This is a genomic window from Nonomuraea sp. NPDC049684, assembly GCF_044465345.1.
Lineage (GTDB): Bacteria > Actinomycetota > Actinomycetes > Streptosporangiales > Streptosporangiaceae > Nonomuraea.
The window spans coordinates 1,034,839-1,055,229 of the sequence record NZ_JBITLO010000001.1 but is presented as its reverse complement, the minus strand read 5'-3'; the positions used below and the strand labels follow the sequence as shown (position 1 = coordinate 1,055,229).

Here is a 20,391-nt window from a genome sequence, read left to right as displayed (position 1 = left end):
AGGTGAACCCGTGACCCCATTGCTGATCGTCTCGATTCTATTGTGCGCGTTGTGCCTGGCCGGCCTGGTGCTGATGCTGGGGGTGGCCCGGCGGCTGCAGGAGCACGGCAAGCTGATCGACGCCCTGTACGAGGTCGTCGAGCAGCGCGGCGGGCCCGGCGCGAAGGGGCTGGCGGCCGGTGAGGTGGCCGGCGCGTTCGACGTGCGGACGGTCGACGGCGACCGCGTCGCCCGCGACCTGCTGCCCGAGGGCACCGTGGTCGCCTTCCTGTCCTCCGACTGCGGCCGGTGCCGGACCGAGCTGCCCGAGCTGGCCTCCTGGGCGGCCCGGCAGGACCGCTCGCGGGTACTCGTGGTCGTGGACGCCGAGCCGCTGGCCCGCACGCTCTCGCCGGTGGCCCAGGTGGTCGTCGAGCCGGACGGCGGGCCGGTGACCGGCGCGTTCCAGGTGGACTCCTTCCCCAGCTTCTTCCAGGTCGCCGCGGGAGGCGGCGTCCTGGCGCGCATCCGCGGCGTCGCCCAGTTGCCGGCCGGCTCGGCGGCATGACGGACGGGCCGGGCCCGCGCGTCCTGGCCGCGTGCGCGGTGCGGGGCGTCGGGCTGGTGTGGCGGGCCGCGCCGCTGTACGTCCTGGGGTACGTCACGGTCACGCTGGTGAGCGGCGTCACCCCGGTCGTGCTCGCGTGGCTGACCAAGGCGGTGCTGGACGGCGTCGCGAACGGGCGGGTCGCCTCGCTGCTCTGGCTGGCGGTGGCCGTCGCGGCCGTCACGACGCTGGCGGCCGGCGCCGCGCAGGCGGCCCAGTACCTGCGGGCCGAGGTCGACCGGCAGGTGTCGGTGCGGGCCAAGGCCGAGCTGTTCACCGCGGTGTGCGGGTTCACCGGGCTGGCCAGGTTCGAGAGCCCGACCTTCCTGAACCGGCTGCGCATGGCCCAGCAGAGCGCCAGCAACCCCGGCAGGCTGGTGGACACCGCGCTCTCGACGGCCAGCAGCGTGATCACCGTCGCCGGGTTCGTCGGGTCGCTGGTGGTGATCAGCCCGGCCTTCACCGGGCTGGTGCTGCTGTCGGCGGTCCCGGCGCTGCTGATCGAGCTGCGGCTGGCCCGCCAGCGGGTGGACATGATGTGGCGCATCGGGCCGGCCGAGCGCCGGGAGATGTTCTACGCCCACCTGATGTCCACGACCGACGCGGCCAAGGAGATCCGGCTGTTCGACCTCGGGTCGTTCCTGCGGCTGCGCATGCTGGGCGAGGCGTGGACCGCCATCAGGGCCCGCCGGAGCATGGACCGGCGCGAGTTCGCGATGCAGGCGGGCCTGGCGGGCGCGTCGGCGCTGGTCGCCGGGGCCGGCATGGTGTGGGCGATCCTGGCGGCCGGCCAGGGGCGGCTGAGCGTGGGCGACGTCGCGATGTTCGTGGCGGCCGTCGCGGGCGTGCAGGCGGCGCTGAACGTCACCGTCTCGGCCGGGACGATGGCCCACGAGCAGTTGCTGACCTTCCACCACCACGTCACGATCCTGGACTCGGGCCCGGGGCTGCCCTCGCCCGCGCGGCCCGTCCCGCTGCCGGCGCTGCGCCGCGGCGTCGAGCTGCGCGACGTGTGGTTCCGCTACAGCGACGACCATCCGTGGGTGCTGCGCGGCGTCGACCTGTTCCTCCCGTACGGGCACACGGTCGCGCTGGTCGGGCGCAACGGCGCCGGCAAGAGCACGCTGGTCAAGCTGCTGTGCCGGTTCTACGACCCGACCCGCGGCTCGATCCTGTGGGACGGCGTGGACATCCGGGACGTGGCCCCCGAGACGTTGCGCGCCCGCATGGGGGCGGTGTTCCAGGACTTCGTCTCCTACGAGCTGACCGCGGCCGACAACATCGCCGTGGGCGACCTCACCGCGGAGGACGATCGGGAACGCCTGGAGCGCGCCGCCCGCGAGGCCGGCGTCCACGACGCCCTCGCCGCCCTGCCGCACGGCTACGACACGATGCTGAGCCGCGAGTTCGCGCCCGAGCAGGACGAGGAGGAGGACGGCGTGCTGCTGTCCGGCGGGCAATGGCAGCGGCTGGCGCTGGCCAGGGCCTTCCTGCGGCGCGACGCCGACCTGATGATCCTGGACGAGCCGAGCGCCGGCCTCGACGCCGAGGCCGAGCACGAGGTCCACCGGCAGCTCGCCCGCCTGCGGGCCGGACGGACCAGCGTCGTCGTCTCCCACCGGCTCGGCGCGATCCGCGACGCCGACGACATCGTGGTGCTCGGCGACGGCGTGGTGACCGAGCTGGGCACGCACGGCGAGCTGATGGCCCTGGACGGCACGTACGCCCGGCTGTTCACCCGGCAGGCCAGCGGCTACCGGGACGACGTGGAGGTGCCCGGATGATCCTCACCGGCCTGGTCGCCGGCCTGGTCGCCGGGGTCGGGGCGATCGTGCTCGGGCTCGCCTGGCTGCGGCGCGCGTACGTGGTGGTGACCGTGGAGGGGGAGAGCATGCTGCCCACCTACCGGCCCGGCGAGCGCGTGCTGGTGCGCAGGACCGGGCCGCGGCGGCTGCGCACCGGCCAGGTCGTCGTCCTGGCCCGGCTCATGGAGGCGGCCGAGGACGGGCAGGCACGCTGGATGATCAAGCGGCTCGCGGCCGTCCCCGGCGACCCCATCCCCCGCGCGACCGTGCCCGCCCTCCGCACCGCGCCGGGAACGCGGGTCCCGGACGGCCACCTCGTCGTGCTGGGCGACAACCCGCAACGCTCGCTCGACTCCCGCCGCACCGGCTACCTGACCGCCGACCGGCTGCTCGGCGTGGTGCTGCGCAAGGTCGAGAGCCCGGACGCCCCGCCGGCACCCGACGCCCGCCCGGCGCCGCCGACAGCGCCTGGTCCGGGCGGTTTTTGATGATGAGCTGCAGCGGTACTTCGGCCGCCGAGGTGGGTCGCGGCGGAATGGCGCAGCTGGTGCAGATCGAGCCCGGCGTACTTCTCCAGCAGGACGCGGGCGCGGTCGCAGCAGAGGCTGGCGCGGCCGGTGTGCGGGCAGATGTCGGCGGCCCTGCGGGCCGGGACGGGGACACCGTTCGGACAGGGGGGCCGGCGCGCCGACGCCCCACAGCCCGGCGAGCGCGGTGCCGATCTCAGTGTCGGCAATGTCGGCGAGGCTGACACCTCCACCGCAGGGTGGTGATCTTCCGGGCGGCGCTCATGCCGCCCGCCGTTCGATGCCTGCGGGAATCGGGAGGCCAGGCTTCCGCTCGTCTTGTTTATCTACTATCGTCGATTGACGATGGATGAGATGAAGGAGCCGCTGCCGCGCGCGGCGGCCGAAGAGTACGCGAGCTGGTTCAAGGCGCTGGCCGACGCCACCCGCATCCAGATCGTGTCGCTGCTGGCCCGGCGGCGCGCGCCGATGAGCGTGGGCGAGATCGTGGCCGCGTCCGGGGTGGGGCAGTCCACGGTGTCGCACCACCTGAAGATCCTGTCCGACGTGCGGTTCGTGCTGGTCGAGCGGCAGGGCACGTCCAGCCTGTACCGGATCAACGACAACTGCGTGAGCTGTTTCCCCACCGCCGCGGACGTGGTCATGGGCAAGCCCGTACCGGCCGCGCCCACCTGCGAGTGAAGGAGCGTCGCCATGGCGCACGACGAGATCATCGACCGTTACTCGGCCCTGGCCCGTGCCGCGGACGCCGGGCGGACGGTCGCCGACTGCGGGCAGGAGGCGTTCGAGCAGGGCGGCTTCGGCGCGGCCGGCTACGACGACCTGACCGTGCTGCCCGAAGGGGCGGTGCGGGCCAGCCTGGGATGCGGCAACCCGGTCGCCGTCGCCGAGCTGCGCCACGGTGAGACGGTGCTCGATCTCGGGTCCGGTGGCGGCATCGACGTGCTGCTGTCCGCCCGCCGGGTCGGCCCGCGCGGCACCGTCTTCGGCCTGGACGCCGGCCCCGCCATGGTGGACCTGGCCCAGCGCAACGCCGAACAGGCGGGCGCGTCCAACGTGCACTTCCTGCACGGCACGATCGAGGCGATCCCGCTGCCCGGCCACACGGTCGACGTGGTCATCTCCAACTGCGTGATCAACCTGTCCGACGACAAGGCGGCCGTGCTGGCCGAGGCGTTCCGGGTGCTGCGGCCCGGCGGCCGGTTCGGCGTGAGCGATGTCGTCACCGCGCAGGCGCTGGACGAACAGGCGCTGGACGAACAGGCGCGGCAGCGGGCCGAACAGCGCATCGGCTGCGCGGCCGGGTCGCTCACCGTGCAGGAGTACCGGGACCTGCTGGCCGCGGCCGGCTTCGTCCAGGTCTCCGTCACATTGACGGCCGATCACGGAGACGGGGTGCACTCGGCCATCGTCCAGGCCGTCAAGCCCGTCATCGGGCCCGGTCTGGAGATCCGGCCGATGCGCGAGGGCGACGCCCCCGAGGTGCTGGCCATCTACCAGGCCGGCCTGGACACCGGCCAGGCCAGCTTCGAGACCACCGCGCCCAGCTGGGAGGGGTTCACCGCGAGCCGGCTGCCGCACCTGCGGTACGTGGCGACCGACAGCGATTCCGGCGAGGTGCTCGGCTGGGTGGCCGCCTCGGCGGTCTCGTCCCGCCCGGTCTACGCCGGAGTGGTCGAGCACAGCATCTACGTCCACCCCGGCTGCCAGGCCCACGGCATCGGCCGCGCGCTGCTGGCGGCGTTCATCGCCGCCTCCGAGGACGCCGGCGTCTGGACGATCCAGTCGGGCGTCTTCCCGGAGAACGCCGCCAGCCTGGCCCTGCACCAGGCGCTCGGCTTCCGCGTCGTGGGCACCCGCGAACGCGTCGGCCGCCATCACGGGGTGTGGCGCGACGTGCTGCTGATCGAGCGCCGCAGCATCTCGACCGGGACCTGAGTCGCCGCTCGGGACGGCGGCCGGGAACTTGGGGGCCGTCTGATGGTTACGTCCGTCGTGCCCAGTGTCCTCTGGCTTCACCTGTCGCCTTCGCGGGATCACACACAAGCCCTGCCGGCTCCCCCTGGGTTTGACATGTGTCAATATAGAGAGGAATCGATTTCGATGGCTGTCTATATGGAGGAGATGTGGAACCTCTGGAGGTCTTGGAGTGCAGCCCGCGGCTGATGCGCGAGCCGCTCGACGCCGAGCAGGCCGCCGGGGTGGCGCGGGTGTTCAAGGCGCTGGGCGATCCCGTGCGGCTGCGCATCCTGTCCATCGTGGCCAGCCGCGCCGGGGGCGAGGTGTGCGTGTGCGACGTCACCGGCGCGTTCGAGCTGTCCCAGCCGACCATCAGCCACCACCTGAAGGTGCTCAAGGAGGTCGGGCTGCTGACCTCGGAGCGGCGTGCCTCCTGGGTGTACTACCGGCTGGTCCCCGAGACGCTGGGCGAGCTGTCGGCCCTGCTCGACGTGCCCGCGACCGTCTGAGAAGGCAGCACAGTGCCTTCCACGTCTCCGGCCTCGCCGGTCGCCGAGCCCGCGCAGGGCGTCATCGGCGGCCTGTCCACCCTCGACCGGTTCCTGCCGGTGTGGATCATCGCGGCCATGGCCGCCGGGCTGCTGCTCGGACGGCTCGTCCCGGGGCTGAACACCGCGCTGGACGCGGTGAAGATCGGCGACATCTCGCTGCCGATCGCGCTCGGGCTGCTGCTGATGATGTACCCGGTGCTGGCCAAGGTCCGCTACGACCGCCTCGGGGCCGTCACCGGCGACCGCCGACTGTTGCTCTCCTCCCTGGTGCTGAACTGGGTGCTCGGCCCGGCCGTCATGTTCGCGCTGGCCTGGACCTTCCTGCCCGACCTGCCGGAGTACCGCACCGGCCTGATCATCGTCGGGCTCGCCCGGTGCATCGCCATGGTCCTCATCTGGAACGACCTGGCCTGCGGCGACCGTGAGGCCGCCGCCGTCCTGGTGGCGCTCAACTCGGTCTTCCAGGTGGTCGCGTTCGGCGCGCTGGGCTGGTTCTACCTGCAGGTGCTGCCCGGCTGGCTCGGCCTCGCGCAGGCCGCGCTGGAGGTCTCGGCCTGGGACATCGCCCAGTACGTCCTCATCTTCCTCGGCATCCCGCTGGCCGCCGGCTACCTGTCCCGCCGGCTCGGCGAACGCGCCCGCGGCCGGGACTGGTACGAGAGGCGTTTCCTGCCCCGGGTCGGCCCGCTGGCCCTGTACGGGCTGCTGTTCACGATCGTCATCCTGTTCGCCCTGCAAGGCGGCACCATCACCTCCCGGCCCGGCGACGTGGCCCGGATCGCGCTGCCGCTGCTGGCCTACTTCGCGCTCATGTGGGGAGGGTCGTTCCTGGCCGGCAAGCTGATCGGCCTGGGCTACGAGCGTTCCACCACGCTGGCCTTCACCGCCGCCGGCAACAACTTCGAGCTGGCCATCGCCGTGGCGGTCGGCGTCTTCGGCGTCACCTCCGGCCAGGCCCTGGCCGGCGTGGTCGGCCCGCTCATCGAGGTCCCCGTCCTGGTCGCCCTGGTCTACGTCAGCCTGGCCGGCCGCCGCCTGTTCACCAAGGAGCCCGTACGTGCCTGACCAGCCCAGCGTCCTGTTCGTGTGCGTGCACAACGCCGGACGCTCCCAGATGGCCGCAGGCTGGCTCACCCACCTGGCCGCAGGCCGCGTCGAGGTCCGCTCGGCCGGTTCCGCCCCGGCCGAGCAGGTCAACCCGGTCGCCGTCGAGGCCATGGCCGAGGTCGGCATCGACCTCACCGCCGCCCGGCCCAAGATCCTCACCACCGACGCGGTCCAGGCATCGGACGTGGTCATCACCATGGGCTGCGGCGACGCCTGCCCGATCTTCCCCGGCAAACGGTACGAGGACTGGAAGCTCGACGACCCGGCAGGGCAGGGCATCGACGCCGTCCGGACGATCCGCGACGACATCCGCGTACGCATCGAGAAGCTGCTCAACCAGCTGCTGCGATGAGCGACGGTGGTGGCCGCTGCCCGCGTCAGGCCGGTACGGACGGCGATCGGCCGGCCACTGCGTCGGGATGCAGATCCGTATTCAAGTCCTCAGACTGATGGCCATCCCCACGCGCTGACGCTGTCCGAGCGAGGCCGCCGGGCGGTTGAGGCGGGCCGTCAACAATGCGGGCTGCTATCCGGCCTGCACGGTGATGCTCGCGGCCGAGCAGGTCGTTTCCACGCCTTGCGTGACCGTCTGGAGCCGATGCGGCCAGACGCTGCCCGACGACCTGACCATGACCGCCCTGGCTGAGCACTTCACCCAGCAAGCCGTCCGATCATCGGCCGCGCAGCACCACCCGATCCGGTGGTGCCGTCGCGATCTGATCAGAGGGGCTGGGCGGCCAACAGCCCGACCGCGGCGACCAGCAGCCGTGCCGCCGCCATGAGCGTGTCCGGCTGGACGCGGTCGGGGGTTTCGGCGGGGGTCTGGTAGCCGGGCATGCCCATGCCGATGCCGATCGCGGCCAGGCCGGCGGCGGCGTAGCGGCGGTTGTCGGAGGCCATCGCGCCGGCCCGCAAGGGCACGTCGACCAGGCGGGCGGCCTGGTCCAGGGCGGCCAGCAGGGCGTGGGCGGGTCCGCCCGCCTCGACGGAGGCGGCCTGGTGCAGGTGTGCGGCGCCGTCGAGGTTGATCACCAGTGTGTCGGACGGCAGGGCGGGCGCGTGGTGGGCCGAGCCCCATGCCCCGGTCTCCTCGGCGTCCAGGAAGGCCACCGACAGCTCGGCCTGGATGGCCGGGGCAGTCGTCAGGACGCGGGCGGCCTCCAGGACGGCGGCCACGCCGGAGGCGTTGTCGGCGGCTGCGGGCATGCGCTGGCCGGGATCGTCGCCGACGCCGTCGTAGTGCGCGGTCAGCAGTACCCGCGGCCCGGTCCCCGCTGTCCCGGTGGGGAAGCGGGCGTGGACGTTGTGGCCGTCCGCAGTGACCTGCCGGAGCGGCATCGACCCCGTCACCTGCACCGGGCCGGCGGCCAGCGCGTCGGCCAGGCGGGCGTGCAGGTCGGCGCGCAGGGCGATGATCGGGACGGCGCGGGTGGCCGGTCCGGCGATCATCTTGGGCATCCACCCCTCGGCGTCGACGCCGCGCGCGGTCAGCACCCCGGCCGCGCCTTGCGTCTCGGCTCGTTCGCACGCCCGCGCCCAGTCTCCGGTCTCGGCCAGCACCCATCGGCCGCGCAGGTCGGCCTCGGACGCGGCGGCCAGCGGTGCGGTGCGCGGGTCCGGCAAGTCGGCGGTCGCGAGGTGTTCGACGAAGTCCCGGCGGTGCTCCAGGCGCAGCGCCTGGCCGCCTGCGTTCCATTCGAGCACCGGGGTGGCATACAGCTCCCGCACGTCGGCGACGGGGAAGGGGTCGAGCTCGACCTCGGCGCCCAGCTCGCGCAGCCGCTCGGCGAGCCACGCGGCGGCGGCGCGGCCTCCGGGCGTGCCCACGCGTCGCCCTGCGTAGTGGTCGCGGGCCAGCTCGTGCACCGTGGCCAGCATCCGCGCCGCAGACACCCGCTCCACGACGGCGGCCAGGCCGGGCGCCTGAGGGAGGTCCGGCATGGTGGAGGTCATCCGCAGCAGCCGGTGGAAGCCGCCTCGGCGGCCGGGGCGGCGGCCGGGGCCTGACCGCAGCAGCCGTCCTGGGCGGCCTGCTGGGCGGCGGCCGTGCTGCCGCAGCAGGCGGTGGCGGCTACCTCCGCCTGCCGGGCCGTGTCACTGGCCGGGGAGGTGGCGGCAGGGGCTCCGCAGCAGCCACCGGCGGCGGGCGGTGCGAAAGCCTCCGCCAGGTCGCCGATGAAGCCGCCGCTGGTCTGGTTCGTGGTCATGGTGGTTTCCCTTCTGCGGTGCGAGATCTCAATACTTAGATCTACGTCGAATCAGGAATGACGATCTCACGCTGTTTAGACGTTCGTCAAGATAGACGTCAGTCGAAGCAAGGTGGTGCGGCGATGCCGGTGTGCCGGTGCCTGGTAGACACATGCCCATGAACGCCTCCACCGCCCAGCATCTGCGCATCATGTCTCCCGCATTCGCCGTTGAGCACCTGCCGCATGAAGGGACGCCCGAGAACGATTGGCTGGTGCTCGTCCGTGCTCCAGAAGGGCTGACCGTGGTCCGCGAGGCCACAGGCGGGGACGCGGCGGAGCAGTGGATCGGCTTCTACGGAGGTGCCACAGCACATGGCCTGGACATCCCCGGAATGCTGTCCGCGATCGTCAAGCCGCTGGCGGAGGCGGCGATCCCGGTGTTCGTAGCCTCGACCTTCCATGCCGACCTGGTTCTGGTGCCCGCGCCGAGGAAACAGCAGGCCATCGCCGTCCTTGAGGAAGCGGGGCACCAGGTGGAGAGCCAGAGCGGCGAAGCCGGTGAACGTTTCGGCCACGGCGCTAGAGCTGGGCGGTGATCTCCGCGGCCATCTGCCGGGCGGTGCGGCCGGCGCCGATGAGGGTGGCCGAGGCGGGGCCGGTCCAGTCGCCGTAGCCGAGCAGGTGCAGGCGCGGTTCGGCCAGGACACGGGTGCCGTCGGTGGGGATCACGCCGCCGGGGCCGCGCAGCCGTAGCGGGGCCAGGTGGGCCAGGGCGGGGCGGAAGCCCGTGCACCAGACGATCACGTCGCACGCCGCCGTGCTGCCGTCGTCCCAGGCCACGCCGTCGGGGGTGATGCGGGAGAACATGGGCTCGGCCTTGAGCACGCCCCGGTCGCGGGCCTCCCGCACGGGCGGGACGGCGACGATGTCGCCCAGGTCGCCGATGCTGTCGGCGTTCTGTCCGGCCAGGGCGGCCCGGTGGCGGCGGGTGGCCAGGTCGAACAGGGCACGGCCGTCGATCTCGTCGGGCAGCAGCCGGGGCGGGCGCAGCGTCGCCCAGGTGGTCTGGGTGACCTGGGAGAGCTCGGCGAGGATCTGCGCGGCGGAGTTGCCGCCGCCCACGACCATCACCCGGCGGCCACGGAAGGGTTCGGGTCCTTGGTAGCCGGCGGCGTGCAACTGCTCGCCGCGAAAGCACCGGATGCCGGGATAGTGCGGCACGTAGGGGCGCCACCAGGTGCCCGTGGCGCTGACGACGACCCGGGCGTGCCAGGCGCCGGCGGCGCTCTCCACGGCGAGACGGTCACCGGCACGTCTTACGGCCCGCACCGCGGCGGGGCGGACGATCGGCAGCCGGTAACGCTGCTCGTAGTCGGCGAGGTAGGCGACGACGTGGGCGGCGTCCGGGTAGCCGCCGTCGGCCGGGATCGGCATCATCCGGCCGTGCAGGGAGCTGTACTGCGCGGGCGAGAACAGCCGCAGGGACGGCCACGCATGCCGCCAGGCGCCACCCGGGGCCTGCCCGGCGTCCAGGATGACGAAGTCGACGCCCGCCCGCCGCAGGTAGTAGCCGGCCGCCAGCCCGGCCTGCCCGGCGCCGACGATCACGACATCGGCCAGGCGTGCCGTGCCGGTCATACGGTGAGGAGTTCCGCGTCCACCGGGCCGTCCTGCGCCTCGGCCGGGGCGGCGAGCGGCGCGAACAGCGCGCCCAGCTTGTTCACCACCTCGGGGATGATCCGGTAGTAGACCCAGGTGCCGCGGCGTTCGCCGTCGATCAGCCCGGCGGTGCGCAGCACCTTCAGGTGGTGGGAGATGGTGGGGGCGGTCAGGTCGAAGACGCCGGTCAGGTCGCACACGCACGCCTCGCCGCCGGCGTGGGAGCCGATCAGCGACAGCAGACGCAGCCGCACCGGGTCGGCCACGGCCTTGAGCAGGGTGGCCAGCTCGGCGGCCTCGGCCTCGCCGAGCGGCTCGCGGGCGATCGGCGCACAGCACTGGGCGGTGACGGGGGCTGCCATGACGCGACTCCTTAATTCGATGCCGGTCTAAATTATAGGCGGTGGTATGCGACCAGCGCGAACGCCTTGCAGCGTACGGATCGCGGCGGCGACGATGGTCAGCGCCAGGATGCCTCGCGCACGGCCTCGCGCGTCGGCCCCGTACCAGGCGATGATGACGGTGAAGGCGGCCTCGTACAGCACCATCGAGCAGGCGATGCCGATGGCGGCGACGACGAGGTGGAGCTGCCACAGCGCGGTGACCTGCGACCAGGCCGGCACCGCCCCGGCGCCGAGCAGCGAACCGAGCGTCATCAGGGCGCGCCCGCCGTGGGCGTCCAGCCGCCGCCCGGCGAGCGGGGCGCAGACAGCGGTGATCAGCACGGACACGGTGAGCGCGGTGGCGACCTGGGCGTCGGTGGCGTGCAGGTCGTCGGCCATCGGGACGAGGAAGACCGAGAAGGCGTAGTAGAGCACGCCGTAACCGATGGTCTGGGTCACGGCCAGCGCGGCGACGATCCCACGTCCGGAACGCGGCGGACCGCCGCCCTGCTGGTCAAGGGCGGCGGTCCCGGCGGGGGAACTCATGCTGGACAGGCGATCAGCTCGCGGCCCTCAGTCGTGGTCGCAGATGAGGTGCGGGGCTTCCTTCTGGGCGGCGGTGGGGTGGCCGTCGGACATCGGGGGCTTCCGTTCAGCCGCAGCAACTGCCGCCGGACTCCGCCGGAGCTGCGACGGTGACGAGGGGGAGCGGGGCCGTCAGCAGGCCGCCGCTGATGCCGGTGGCCAGGCCCACGCGCTGCTCCTGGGCCTCGGCCAGGTTGGAGGAGCACACGCCGGTCTCGGGCAGGTCGAGCTGAACGTCGCGGGCCGCCTCCCAGTCCCCGGCGATCGCGGCCACGACCGAGCGGACCTGCTCGTGACCGGTGGCCATGAGGAACGTCGGCGCGCGGCCGTAGCTCTTGACGCCGACGGCGTAGTAGCCGGGCTCGGGGTGGGCGAGTTCGTCGACGCCGTGGGCGGGGACGGTGCCGCAGGAGCGCTGATTGGGGTCGATCAGCGGGGCCAGGGCGCGGGTGGAGCCGAGCACCGGGTCGAGGTCGAGCCGGAGTTCGGAGGCGATGGAGTGGTCGGGGCGGTAGCCGGTGGCCGACACGATGCGGTCCACGGTGACGTGCTGCTCGTGGCCGGAGGGGTCGCGGCTGATCACCTCGATGCCCTGGCCGGTGGCGTGGACGCGGTGGGTGAAGAAGCCGGTCAGCAACTGGATGCGGCCGGATTCGACGTGGGCGCGCAGCCGGGTGCCGAGCGCGCCGCGGGCCGGGAGGGCGTCGGCGTCGCCGCCGCCGTAGGTGCGGGTGGCGCTGCCGGCGCGGATCGCCCAGGTGATCGGCGTGGCCGGCAGTTCGGCCAGCGCGAGCAAGGTGGTGGCGGCCGAGTGGCCAGCCCCCACGACCAGTACGCGCTTGCCCTCGTAGCGGTCGCGGTCGGCGCCGAGCACGTCGGGCAGGGCGTGGTCGACGACCACCTCCCCCTCGCCATGGGCGGGCAGGCCGCTCGCGCCGAGCACGTTCGGGCTGGTGTACGTGCCGGAGGCGTCGACGATCGCTCGCGCCCGCAACTCGGTGCCGTCGGCCAGGCGGATGAGGAACGGCGCCTGCTCGCGGCCTGTCGTGCGCACGCGGTCGTAGCCCAGGCGGCTGATCGCACTCACCTTCGCGCCCAGGCGCACCTTGTCGCCGAACAGCTTGGCCAGCGGGGCGAGGTAGTCGTCGATCAGCTCGGCGCCGGTCGGCAGCCAGTCGGGGTCGGGCTCGCTCCAGCCGTCTGCCTCCAGCAGGCGGTGGGCCGCGGCGTCGATGTCGTACTTCCAGGGGCTGAACACCCGCACGTGGCCCCATTGCGCGACCGAGGCGGCGACCCGGTCACCGGCTTCCAGGAGGAGGAAGTCGATGCCGCGCTCGGCCAGGTGGGCGGCGGCGGCCAGTCCGACCGGCCCGGCGCCGATCACGACGACCGGCAGGCCGCTCAGCCCCGGGGCGGCCTGCTGAGGGGCGGTGAACTGCTCGATCTCGACGGCAACGGTGCCACAGCAACTGTCACTCATGACGGCACTCCAGGTGGGCGCGTGGGCTAGCGGAAGGACGGGAACGTGGCGTAGAGGCGGGCGCGCTCGATGGCGGCATCGGCGCGGCAGTCGAGGTCGCACACCCGCGAGGTGGCCTTGTCGACGGTGAATCCGGGCCGCTCGACGGGCGGGCGGCGGCGCCGGGTGAACAGAGCGCGCATCACGCACCCCTTTGGATAGAAGTTCATCTAAGCAGGAGTCATCATGCGGCACTGCTTAGATGGAAGTCAAATTAAGCTGTGGTCGTAGACCCCGGGCCGCCTCGGGATCGCTCCCCGGCGCGCCGGGGAGCGCCGCGCAGGTGACGGGCGAGCATCCCCGCCACGTGCGCGGCGTCCGCGCCGACGCCGCGCAGGCCGCGGGTGGCAAGCTCGTCCGCGGCCGGGGCCGGCCGCGCCCCAAGGACGCCAAGCCGGTCGACAACCACCTGGGCTACGCCTCCCTGGCCGAGACCCTGGCCGACAAGGGCTACATCGTGGTGTCGGTGGCGGCCAACGGCATCCAGGCACAGGAGAAGGACATGGGGCACGTCGCACGCGCGGCCCTGCTGGACAAGCACCTTCACATGTGGGAGCAGCTCTCCGCCGGGGAGGCCCCCTGCGGGAGCTCAAGCAGTTCGCCGGCCATGTGGATCTGGACCGGGTCGGCACGCTAGGACACTCACGGGGCGGTGGCGGTGTCATCGCTCAGGCCCTGGACAGCCACACGCCCCCGTCCGGCGTGCACGTCCGGGCCACCATGGCGCTCGCGCCCGCCATGAACGGCATCAACGCCGACAAGGAACGCATCACCCGCGTCCCGCTGGCCGTGGTCGCCGGAACCTGCGACGCCATGCGGGAGGACGGCAAGGTCGCCGCCACGATGGCCTCGGGCGACTCGGACGCCGAACACCACGACGTACCCGGAGGCAACCACAACTTCTTCAACACGATCTGGACACCCGGCATCGGGCCGGCCTTCGCGACGGACGATGTCGCCGTCGAGAAGCGCAACCGTCCCGGAGGCAGGGGTGAGAGCACCAACGGGACCGCACCGTCCGGCAGCTCAAGCCCGCCGAGCAGCGCGAGACCGCGATCCACTACGCGGCCGCGTTCTTCGACAAGCACCTGAAGTAGCCGGCCCCTCCGGCGGTGCTGGTGCCGGGCAGGCAGTGGTCAGCTTGCGGCCGCCCGCGTTGCAGCGGCGTTCCTGACGGTCAGGGGTGCGAGGACGCCCGCGGTGACGAACAGCAGCGCCAGGACGCCCCAGGTCCAACCGCCCGCCAGTTGGAGCAGGCCGGTGATCAGGACGGGGCCGAGGACGTACCGGCTGACCGAGCGACCCATGCCGAACGCCGCCAGGTACTCGCCTCTCCGGTCATCGGGAGCGAAGGCGTACGACAGCGTCCAGGCCGCGGGGACGGCGATCAGTTCCGCCGCGGTGAGCATCACCAGCGCGGCACAGAACAGTGCAAGGGGCATCGCCTGGGCCGCGTACCAGAACAACAGACAGGCGGCGGCGGCGAATGCCGCGGCGATGGGTTGTGATCGCCGGGCCGCTCCGAGGCTTGTGATGTGGCGTGCGATGAGAGCTTGGAAGCCGAGCGCGAGGACTGTGTTGATGGCGTACAGCGCCCCGAGTAAGCCGTCCGGCACTGTGGTCGCTCGGGCGAGCCACAGCGGAAAGGCGAGGTTGAGGATCGGTTGCCAGAGCTGCAGTACGCCGTCCACACAGGCCAGCGAGAGCAGCCGCAGGTCACGCAGCACGCCCAAGCCGCGCCGGACCGGGGCGGGCTCTTCGGTTCGAACCGGTTGCGGCAGGGTGGCGAAGGCCGCGGTGACCAGAAGATAGGCCGCCGCGTTGGCCAGGATGATGGTCCGGAAGAGCCCGGTGCCGGCCAGCAGCCCGCCGAGTGGACCGCCGATGCTGATCGCCAGGTTGATCACGGTCCGATACGAGGCCAGCACCCTTACCCGGCTGCTTCCCTCGACGATCTCCGCCACGTACGCCTGGGTCAGTGCAGTCGAGATCTGGTCGGCGACCGTGATGATCGTGACGACTACGAGATACCCCCACCAATCACCGACGACGGCGTAAGCGGCGGTTCCGGCAGCGCGTAGGGCGTGCACCAGCACCAGCGCCCGCCGGACCCCGTAGCGGTCGGCCGCGCGACCCAGCGGTATCGCGGTGGCTATGGCCGCGGTACCCGCGATGCTCATGCCCAGCCCGACCTGGCCTGCGGGGAGCCCGACCACGCCGGTGAAGTAGACGGCCGAGAAGGCCAGGAAGAGCCCTGAGCCAAGGAAGTCCACGAAGCTGGCGCCGAGCAGCCGCCGCACCGCTCGTCGCTCGGTGCGGCCAGTATCTTGTGTCATAGTCGCACTATTCTGCACTCTAGGGCAGCATTGCGCCATGACCGATCCAGCCGAGGCCGTAGGCCACACCCTCGCCGCGAACCTGCGCGCCGCACGTCAAGCCCGAGGCTGGCGGCTCGAAGAGCTGGCCACGCGTTCCGGCGTCAGCCGCGGCATGCTCCAGCAGATCGAGACCATGCGCACCAACCCCAGCATCGCGACGCTCGCTCGGATCAGCGCCACGCTCGGCGTCTCGATCGGCGAGCTGGTGGAGCCCCCGGAGGAGCTGGGCCGCGTTTCCCGTGCCGCCGACGCCGTCGTTCGTTCAGAAGGCCGCGCCAGGCTCCTGATCAACGACAGCCAGCCGCCTTTCACCGAGCTCTGGGAGTTCCGGCTGCCTGCCGGTGACAAGATCTCCACGCCCGCGCATCCGCCCGGCACCCGGGAACTGTTGCAGCTCCACTCGGGCAGCGTCGCGGTCACCGTCGGCGGGGCGCTCTTCCAACTCGCCGCGGGAGACGCGCTCCGCATGCGAGGCGACCGCCCGCACGCCTACAGCAGCCAAGGCGCAGACCCGGCCCACTTCACGATGGTCGTCGTCTACGCCGGCGCCCGGGACCCTCGATATGCGAGCCTCGTCCCCGGCTGATGCAACGGTCTGTCGTGCGGCTCCCCGCTACGGCGCTCGATCGTATTCACTGGCCACGGTGCGTTCGCCGTGGCCCTCGATCTCAGCGCCGTGCGGGCGGTCGCGCTGCGCGCCGATCGCGGTGACGCATACGGCCGGGATGCCGCTGATGCGGCCACCGTGGTCAACGACACGGCAGGCAACCCGATGATCGAACAGAAGGGGTGCCGCCAAGGAGCCGCACCCGCCGACCTCCAGTGTCACCGTGCTTCGGCCTGCCCTGTGGACGGCGTTCCTGGAGGGACGTTCAGGAGTGGGCGGCGCGGATCTCCGTCACGATGAACTCGTCGACGATGTGCCGGTTCTGCACCAGGAACCCCACTACCCCCGCCACCGCCTCCGCGCCCAGGGCGGCCCGCACGCGTGCGCTCAGAAGGTAGACGAGGGGCGTCGACGGCTGGGTGAGGGTGAGGTCGCGGTCGTGGCGGTGCACGTCCTGCAGCGCCCTTATGGGGATCGGCCGCTCGGTGGTGAACCACGCCGCGACCTCCCACAACGGCTGTGCCGGATCGACGTCGGCACAGGCGTGATAGCAGTCGACGCAGCCGTGCCCGGCATGCTGTCCGTGCGGGCAGGTCCAGTGAGCGACGTCGGCCGGGCTCTGGTCATGGGCGCTCAGGACGGCTGCTTCGGTGACGCGGCGGCGCACCGGCCTTGGCCGGTCCTCCCACGGAGTGACAGAGTCGCTGCTGATGATCGGATCCCTTCGCGGCTACATCCCAGTACGTCAAAGCCTAGTAGTGCTTTCTCAGATCTGTCGGTGGCTGTTGCGGTGTGACGGTTCAGCTTTTGATGGCAGGTAGGACATGCGCCGGTCCAGGTCGCGAGCAACAGGTGTCACTCGCGGATGACCTGTGGAGGGTCAGACCGGCGCAGCCGCTTTTTGGGGCGCCCCCCGCATGGTGATCAACAGATGCGCGGCGATGCTGGTCGAGGGTCGGTTGTCCGTTGTCGTCGGCGCGATGGGACGCTTGTCAGACGAGGGCGGCCACGGCCTTGACGGCCCGGTCCACCTCCTCGGGGCTGTTGACGATGGTGGTGCCGAAGCGCAGCAGCGTCCCGTTGTAGGGCGTGGTGCCGGCCACCACCTTGCTCCGGCGGAGCGCGTGGACGGCCTGCAGGGGTTCCATGCCGTCGATCGAGCAGCACACCAGCCCGGCCGACAGCGCCGGGTCGATCGGGGTGGCCAGCGTGACGTGCCTGATCCCGGCGAGCCCCGCCTTCAGCCTGCCGGCCAGCTCCTGGACGCGCTGCTGCACCCGGTCGGGCCCGATCGCCTGCTGGAAGGCGAACGCCGAGGGCATCGCCCATCGGTGCTCGAAGGCCTTGAACCCGCCGGGCGTGGCGAGCTCGGCCGTGGTGGGGCCGGGCGGCGTGCCGAGCTGCCAGACCTCGAACGACTTCTGCCCGAAGCTGGTGATGACCGGCGACAGGGCGTCCCAGGCGCGGCCCCACAACACGCCGGTGCCGCGCGGGCCGAACAGCCACTTGTGCGTCCCGCTGGCCAGGAAGTCGCATCCCAGGTCCGCCGCCTTGTCGGCGACGGCGGCGAAGCCGTGCACGCCGTCGACGCACAGCAGGACGCGGTCGTGCTCCTCGCGCCGGGCGTTGACGTCGGCCAGCATGGCGGCGATCTGCCTGACCGGCAGGCGCACGCCGGTTCCGGAGTGCACCCAGGTGATCGCCACCACCCGGGTACGCGGGCCGAGCCCTTCCTTGATCGCGCTGATCATGCGGTCGGCGGTGGCTGTGGCCGGGTCGTCGTACAGGCGGACCTTGCGCACCCGCGCGCCGGTGCGGGCCGCGAGCAGGCGCAGGCCCTCGTGGGTGGCCAGGAAGTCGTGCTCGGTGGTCAGGACGTCCTGGCCGGGGCGTAGCCGCAGGCCGGAGTAGATCAGGCCGAGGCCCATGGTGGTGCTGTCGGTGAGGGCGACGTCCTCGGGCCGGCCGCCGAGGAATGCGGCCGCGGCTTGGCGTACGAGCTGGTCGGGGTCCTGGTCGCGGACCGGCGCGTAGTCGGGGTCGGCGTCGAGGCCGTCGCGGTGCCTGGCGATCTCGGCGCGCACCGGGGCGGGTGCGGGGGCCAGGGTGAAGGCGGCGAAGTGCGCGACGTCCCGGTGGAGGGCGAACTGGGCCCGGACGGAGGCCCAGTCGCGCGGGTCGAAGGAGGGCCCGTGCCGCGGCGGCGACGGGGGTGTGGGGGAGGAGCAGGCCGCCGCCGCTCCGGCCAGGGCGCCCACACCGAACAGGGCTCGTCTGCCCAGTTGCTGACTCACGTCTACCGTCCTATCCCGTGCGAGGTCGTGTTGCCCAGAGGATCGCCCCAGATGTGACGACGGCGCCCGTTCTCAGCGAGATCGCCCCTGAACGGTCGCCCCAGGACCGGGGCGTCGGTGTGAGCAGCGCCACCACGAGGGGGACGTCGGCCGGCGTCCCGGCGTCGGGGATGCGGAACCGTCTGCCTTCCACGCTGCCCTCCCGGCCGGCCGGCACGTGATCGGGCGGGGCACAGGCGGACGCCGGGACCGATTCGGGTCAGGCTCTGGGCGGCCGCTGCCCCTGGGAACTGTCAGCTGCAATGGGGAGGCTGCGTAGTGTCAGCGCAGCCGGCGGAGGCAGCGGTCTGTTGGCCGGGTCGGCCCGGAACGACTGGAGCAGGTAGGCCACCAGGCGCCGGGACGCGGCACCGTCATCCGGTAGGGCGGTCACCAGACCGCAGTGCGCCAACAGGGCCACGGCGAGGTCGGAAGGGTGAAAATCGGCCCGCAGCGCGCCCGACGCCTGGGCCCTGCGTACCAGGGTCGCGAAGTCGCGCTCGGCTCGTTGCCGGTACTGCGCGTGGTCCGACGTGCTCTCCGGGAAGGCCGCGACGAACGCAGCCGGGAACCCGCGTTCCTCCCGTTGCAGGGTGCAAACCGTCTCGACCAGCTGCTGGAAACCCTGCCACGGGTCAGGGGCGGCCAGCGCCTCGGTGAGCGCCCGCGCGCAGGCCTCCGTCTGCTGCGCGAACGCGCCCCGCACCACAGCGTCCCGGGTCGGGAAATGCCGGTACAGCGTCGCCACGCCGACCCCGGCCCGACGCGCCACGGTCGCCATCGGGGCGTCGATCCCGTGCTCCGCGAAGACCGCACGGGCGGCGACGAGGATGCGCTCCCGGTTGCGCCGGGCGTCCATCCGCACCCCGTCCCGGGCTGTGATCCGAGAGGATTCCGCCATCACTGTCTCTCGCTTCCGGTCGAAACGGACGATCTCGTCCGTTTAAGAGCTTACGGTCGATGCCAGACCCCTGTACGGCCCCCGGCGGCAAAGGCGGAACGATGAACGACCGCATGATGAAGGCAGTGCTCTACGACCGCTACGGTGGCCCCGACGTGCTCTACGCAGGCCGCGTGCCGCGCCCCGAGCCGGCCCACGGCGAGGTCCTTGTGCAGGTGCGCGCGTTCAGCGTCAACGGCGGCGAACTGGCGGCCCGGGCCGGCCGTCTCCGTCTCCTGACCGGCCGGAGATTTCCCAAGCGCCTCGGCTTGGACTTCACCGGCGAGGTCGCCGCGCTGGGTGCCGGAGTCACAGAGTTCGCGGCCGGCGACCGCGTATGGGGGGTCTTGGGCCGCACGTCCGGGTTCGGCAGCGCCGCCGAGTACGTGACCGTGCCCGCCGAGCGGGTCGGCCGGCTCCCCGACGGCCTCGACCTGGTGGACGCCGCCGCGCTGCCGGTGGCCACCACGGCCATCACCGCGCTGCGGGACAAGGCCGGGCTGCGCCCCGGCGAACGACTCCTCGTCCGGGGCGCGGCGGGCGGTGTCGGCAACGCCGCCGTCCAGCTCGGACGGGCCTACGGCGCCGAGGTCACGGCCCTCGCCCGCGCGGCCAACCTCGACTTCGTCCGCGGGCTCGGCGCGCACCAGGCTGTCGACCACCGGACCGTGCGGCCGGCGGAACTGGGCCGCTTCGACGTGGTCCTGGACACCGTGGGGACCGACCTGCGGGCCTTCCGGCGCCTGCTGAACTCCGGCGGGCGCATGGTCACCATCGCCTTCGACCTTGAACGGCCCGCCGCGTCGCTCGGCTACCTCGCGGCCAGCGCGGTCCACGGACACGGCCGGGTGCGCTTCTTCAGCGGCAACCCCACGCGGGCGGACTTCGACGACCTCGCCCGCCATGTGGTCGAGGGCAGGCTGAGCCCCGCGGTGGACACGGTCTTCCCCCTGGAGGAGACAGCGGCGGCACACCGGGCGCTGGAGGCGGGCGGCGTCCGGGGCAAGTACGTGGTCAGGGTCGCGTAGGCCCCTGAAGGCGCTGATCACAGCCCTCGTTGACGGCAGTGATGAGGATCGCCTCGTGGCGCACCCCGGCTTGCCGCATCGCGCGGCGGCGGCACGGACCCGGCGGGGACGGACATGGGGCCATGTGCCGGAATCCCGGCGACAGGATCGCGGTGGTTCTCGTGGACCGCTCCGGGTGGACGTCGAGCGGGACGAGAGCCCGGATGAGACCCGGAAGATGCGAGACGCGCTGGTC

General features: G+C 72.4%; 24 protein-coding genes. 13 read left to right on the top strand and 11 right to left on the bottom strand.

The window, feature by feature from the left end; translation table 11 throughout:
- Positions 1–10 precede the first annotated feature (10 nt).
- From ACIBST_RS04700 to ACIBST_RS04665, 8 genes are all read left to right on the top strand, one after another.
- Positions 11–547 (top strand): TlpA family protein disulfide reductase, encoded by a 537-nt coding sequence (locus ACIBST_RS04700; protein WP_397169124.1) that lies wholly within the window; start codon positions 11–13, stop codon positions 545–547.
- Positions 544–2,370, top strand: a complete 1,827-nt coding sequence (locus ACIBST_RS04695) for an ABC transporter ATP-binding protein (protein ID WP_397169122.1) — start codon at positions 544–546, stop codon at positions 2,368–2,370. The genes ACIBST_RS04700 and ACIBST_RS04695 overlap by 4 nt, the downstream gene beginning before the upstream one ends.
- Positions 2,367–2,879, top strand: a complete 513-nt coding sequence (locus ACIBST_RS04690) for a S26 family signal peptidase (protein WP_397169121.1) — start codon at positions 2,367–2,369, stop codon at positions 2,877–2,879. The genes ACIBST_RS04695 and ACIBST_RS04690 overlap by 4 nt, the downstream gene beginning before the upstream one ends.
- A gap of 384 nt (positions 2,880–3,263) precedes the next feature.
- Positions 3,264–3,599, top strand: a complete 336-nt coding sequence (locus tag ACIBST_RS04685; RefSeq protein WP_397169119.1) for an ArsR/SmtB family transcription factor — start codon at positions 3,264–3,266, stop codon at positions 3,597–3,599.
- A gap of 12 nt (positions 3,600–3,611) precedes the next feature.
- The gene (locus tag ACIBST_RS04680; RefSeq protein ID WP_397169117.1) at positions 3,612–4,856 is read left to right on the top strand and encodes a GNAT family N-acetyltransferase; all 1,245 of its coding nucleotides are present in this window, start codon (positions 3,612–3,614) and stop codon (positions 4,854–4,856) included.
- A 188-nt stretch (positions 4,857–5,044) separates the two neighbouring features.
- Positions 5,045–5,386, top strand: coding sequence for an ArsR/SmtB family transcription factor (locus ACIBST_RS04675; protein WP_397169116.1), 342 nt, complete (start codon positions 5,045–5,047; stop codon positions 5,384–5,386).
- 12 nt (positions 5,387–5,398) lie between these two features.
- Entirely contained in the window at positions 5,399–6,493 is a 1,095-nt protein-coding gene (arsB, locus tag ACIBST_RS04670) for an ACR3 family arsenite efflux transporter (RefSeq protein ID WP_397169114.1), read from the top strand.
- Positions 6,486–6,887, top strand: coding sequence for an arsenate reductase ArsC (locus tag ACIBST_RS04665; protein WP_397169112.1), 402 nt, complete (start codon positions 6,486–6,488; stop codon positions 6,885–6,887). Before arsB ends, ACIBST_RS04665 begins: the two co-directional genes overlap by 8 nt.
- Before the next feature lie 368 nt (positions 6,888–7,255).
- Here ACIBST_RS04665 and ACIBST_RS04660 read toward each other — a convergent pair whose 3' ends face one another.
- Both ACIBST_RS04660 and ACIBST_RS04655 read right to left on the bottom strand, forming a co-directional pair.
- Complete coding sequence (locus ACIBST_RS04660; RefSeq protein WP_397169110.1) at positions 7,256–8,476, bottom strand: M28 family metallopeptidase; 1,221 nt, start codon at positions 8,474–8,476, stop codon at positions 7,256–7,258.
- Positions 8,477–8,484: 8 nt separating this feature from the next.
- Positions 8,485–8,742 (bottom strand): hypothetical protein, encoded by a 258-nt coding sequence (locus tag ACIBST_RS04655; protein WP_397169109.1) that lies wholly within the window; start codon positions 8,740–8,742, stop codon positions 8,485–8,487.
- A gap of 158 nt (positions 8,743–8,900) precedes the next feature.
- On the opposite strand from ACIBST_RS04655, the gene ACIBST_RS04650 reads away from it, so the two are divergent.
- Complete coding sequence (locus tag ACIBST_RS04650) at positions 8,901–9,320, top strand: ACT domain-containing protein (protein WP_397169108.1); 420 nt, start codon at positions 8,901–8,903, stop codon at positions 9,318–9,320.
- Here ACIBST_RS04650 and ACIBST_RS04645 read toward each other — a convergent pair.
- The 5 genes from ACIBST_RS04645 to ACIBST_RS04625 form a co-directional block, all read right to left on the bottom strand.
- The gene (locus ACIBST_RS04645; protein WP_397169106.1) at positions 9,304–10,362 is read right to left on the bottom strand and encodes an ArsO family NAD(P)H-dependent flavin-containing monooxygenase; all 1,059 of its coding nucleotides are present in this window, start codon (positions 10,360–10,362) and stop codon (positions 9,304–9,306) included. The genes ACIBST_RS04650 and ACIBST_RS04645 overlap by 17 nt on opposite strands.
- Complete coding sequence (locus tag ACIBST_RS04640) at positions 10,359–10,745, bottom strand: metalloregulator ArsR/SmtB family transcription factor (protein WP_397169104.1); 387 nt, start codon at positions 10,743–10,745, stop codon at positions 10,359–10,361. The genes ACIBST_RS04645 and ACIBST_RS04640 overlap by 4 nt, the downstream gene beginning before the upstream one ends.
- A gap of 27 nt (positions 10,746–10,772) precedes the next feature.
- Complete coding sequence (locus ACIBST_RS04635) at positions 10,773–11,312, bottom strand: MFS transporter (RefSeq protein WP_397169102.1); 540 nt, start codon at positions 11,310–11,312, stop codon at positions 10,773–10,775.
- A gap of 106 nt (positions 11,313–11,418) precedes the next feature.
- Positions 11,419–12,831: an FAD-dependent oxidoreductase gene (locus ACIBST_RS04630; RefSeq protein WP_397169100.1), complete on the bottom strand. Its 1,413-nt coding sequence runs from the start codon at positions 12,829–12,831 to the stop codon at positions 11,419–11,421.
- Positions 12,832–12,857: 26 nt separating this feature from the next.
- Positions 12,858–13,013: a hypothetical protein gene (locus ACIBST_RS04625; RefSeq protein ID WP_397169098.1), complete on the bottom strand. Its 156-nt coding sequence runs from the start codon at positions 13,011–13,013 to the stop codon at positions 12,858–12,860.
- 140 nt (positions 13,014–13,153) lie between these two features.
- On the opposite strand from ACIBST_RS04625, the gene ACIBST_RS04620 reads away from it, so the two are divergent.
- Together ACIBST_RS04620 and ACIBST_RS04615 are read left to right on the top strand one after the other, a co-directional pair.
- Positions 13,154–13,507: a hypothetical protein gene (locus tag ACIBST_RS04620; RefSeq protein ID WP_397169096.1), complete on the top strand. Its 354-nt coding sequence runs from the start codon at positions 13,154–13,156 to the stop codon at positions 13,505–13,507.
- Positions 13,480–13,962, top strand: a complete 483-nt coding sequence (locus ACIBST_RS04615; RefSeq protein ID WP_397169095.1) for a hypothetical protein — start codon at positions 13,480–13,482, stop codon at positions 13,960–13,962. Before ACIBST_RS04620 ends, ACIBST_RS04615 begins: the two co-directional genes overlap by 28 nt.
- Before the next feature lie 44 nt (positions 13,963–14,006).
- On the opposite strand, the gene ACIBST_RS04610 is transcribed toward ACIBST_RS04615, so the two are convergent.
- A complete protein-coding gene (locus ACIBST_RS04610) occupies positions 14,007–15,170 on the bottom strand; it encodes an MFS transporter (protein WP_397169093.1) in 1,164 nt (387 codons plus the stop codon).
- Between the two features lie 73 nt (positions 15,171–15,243).
- Here ACIBST_RS04610 and ACIBST_RS04605 point away from each other — a divergent pair, with 73 nt between their 5' ends.
- A complete protein-coding gene (locus tag ACIBST_RS04605) occupies positions 15,244–15,834 on the top strand; it encodes a helix-turn-helix domain-containing protein (protein WP_397169092.1) in 591 nt (196 codons plus the stop codon).
- A gap of 286 nt (positions 15,835–16,120) precedes the next feature.
- Here the strand turns inward: ACIBST_RS04605 and ACIBST_RS04600 are convergent, their stop codons facing one another.
- The 3 genes from ACIBST_RS04600 to ACIBST_RS04590 form a co-directional block, all read right to left on the bottom strand.
- The gene (locus ACIBST_RS04600) at positions 16,121–16,522 is read right to left on the bottom strand and encodes a hypothetical protein (RefSeq protein ID WP_397169090.1); all 402 of its coding nucleotides are present in this window, start codon (positions 16,520–16,522) and stop codon (positions 16,121–16,123) included.
- A 325-nt stretch (positions 16,523–16,847) separates the two neighbouring features.
- On the bottom strand, positions 16,848–18,149 hold the full coding sequence (locus ACIBST_RS04595) for an aminotransferase class V-fold PLP-dependent enzyme (protein WP_397169088.1): 1,302 nt from the start codon (positions 18,147–18,149) through the stop codon (positions 16,848–16,850).
- Between the two features lie 259 nt (positions 18,150–18,408).
- Positions 18,409–19,047: a TetR/AcrR family transcriptional regulator gene (locus ACIBST_RS04590; protein ID WP_397169087.1), complete on the bottom strand. Its 639-nt coding sequence runs from the start codon at positions 19,045–19,047 to the stop codon at positions 18,409–18,411.
- Positions 19,048–19,190: 143 nt separating this feature from the next.
- Here ACIBST_RS04590 and ACIBST_RS04585 point away from each other — a divergent pair, with 143 nt between their 5' ends.
- Positions 19,191–20,156, top strand: coding sequence for an NAD(P)-dependent alcohol dehydrogenase (locus ACIBST_RS04585; protein ID WP_397169086.1), 966 nt, complete (start codon positions 19,191–19,193; stop codon positions 20,154–20,156).
- Positions 20,157–20,391: the final 235 nt, after the last annotated feature.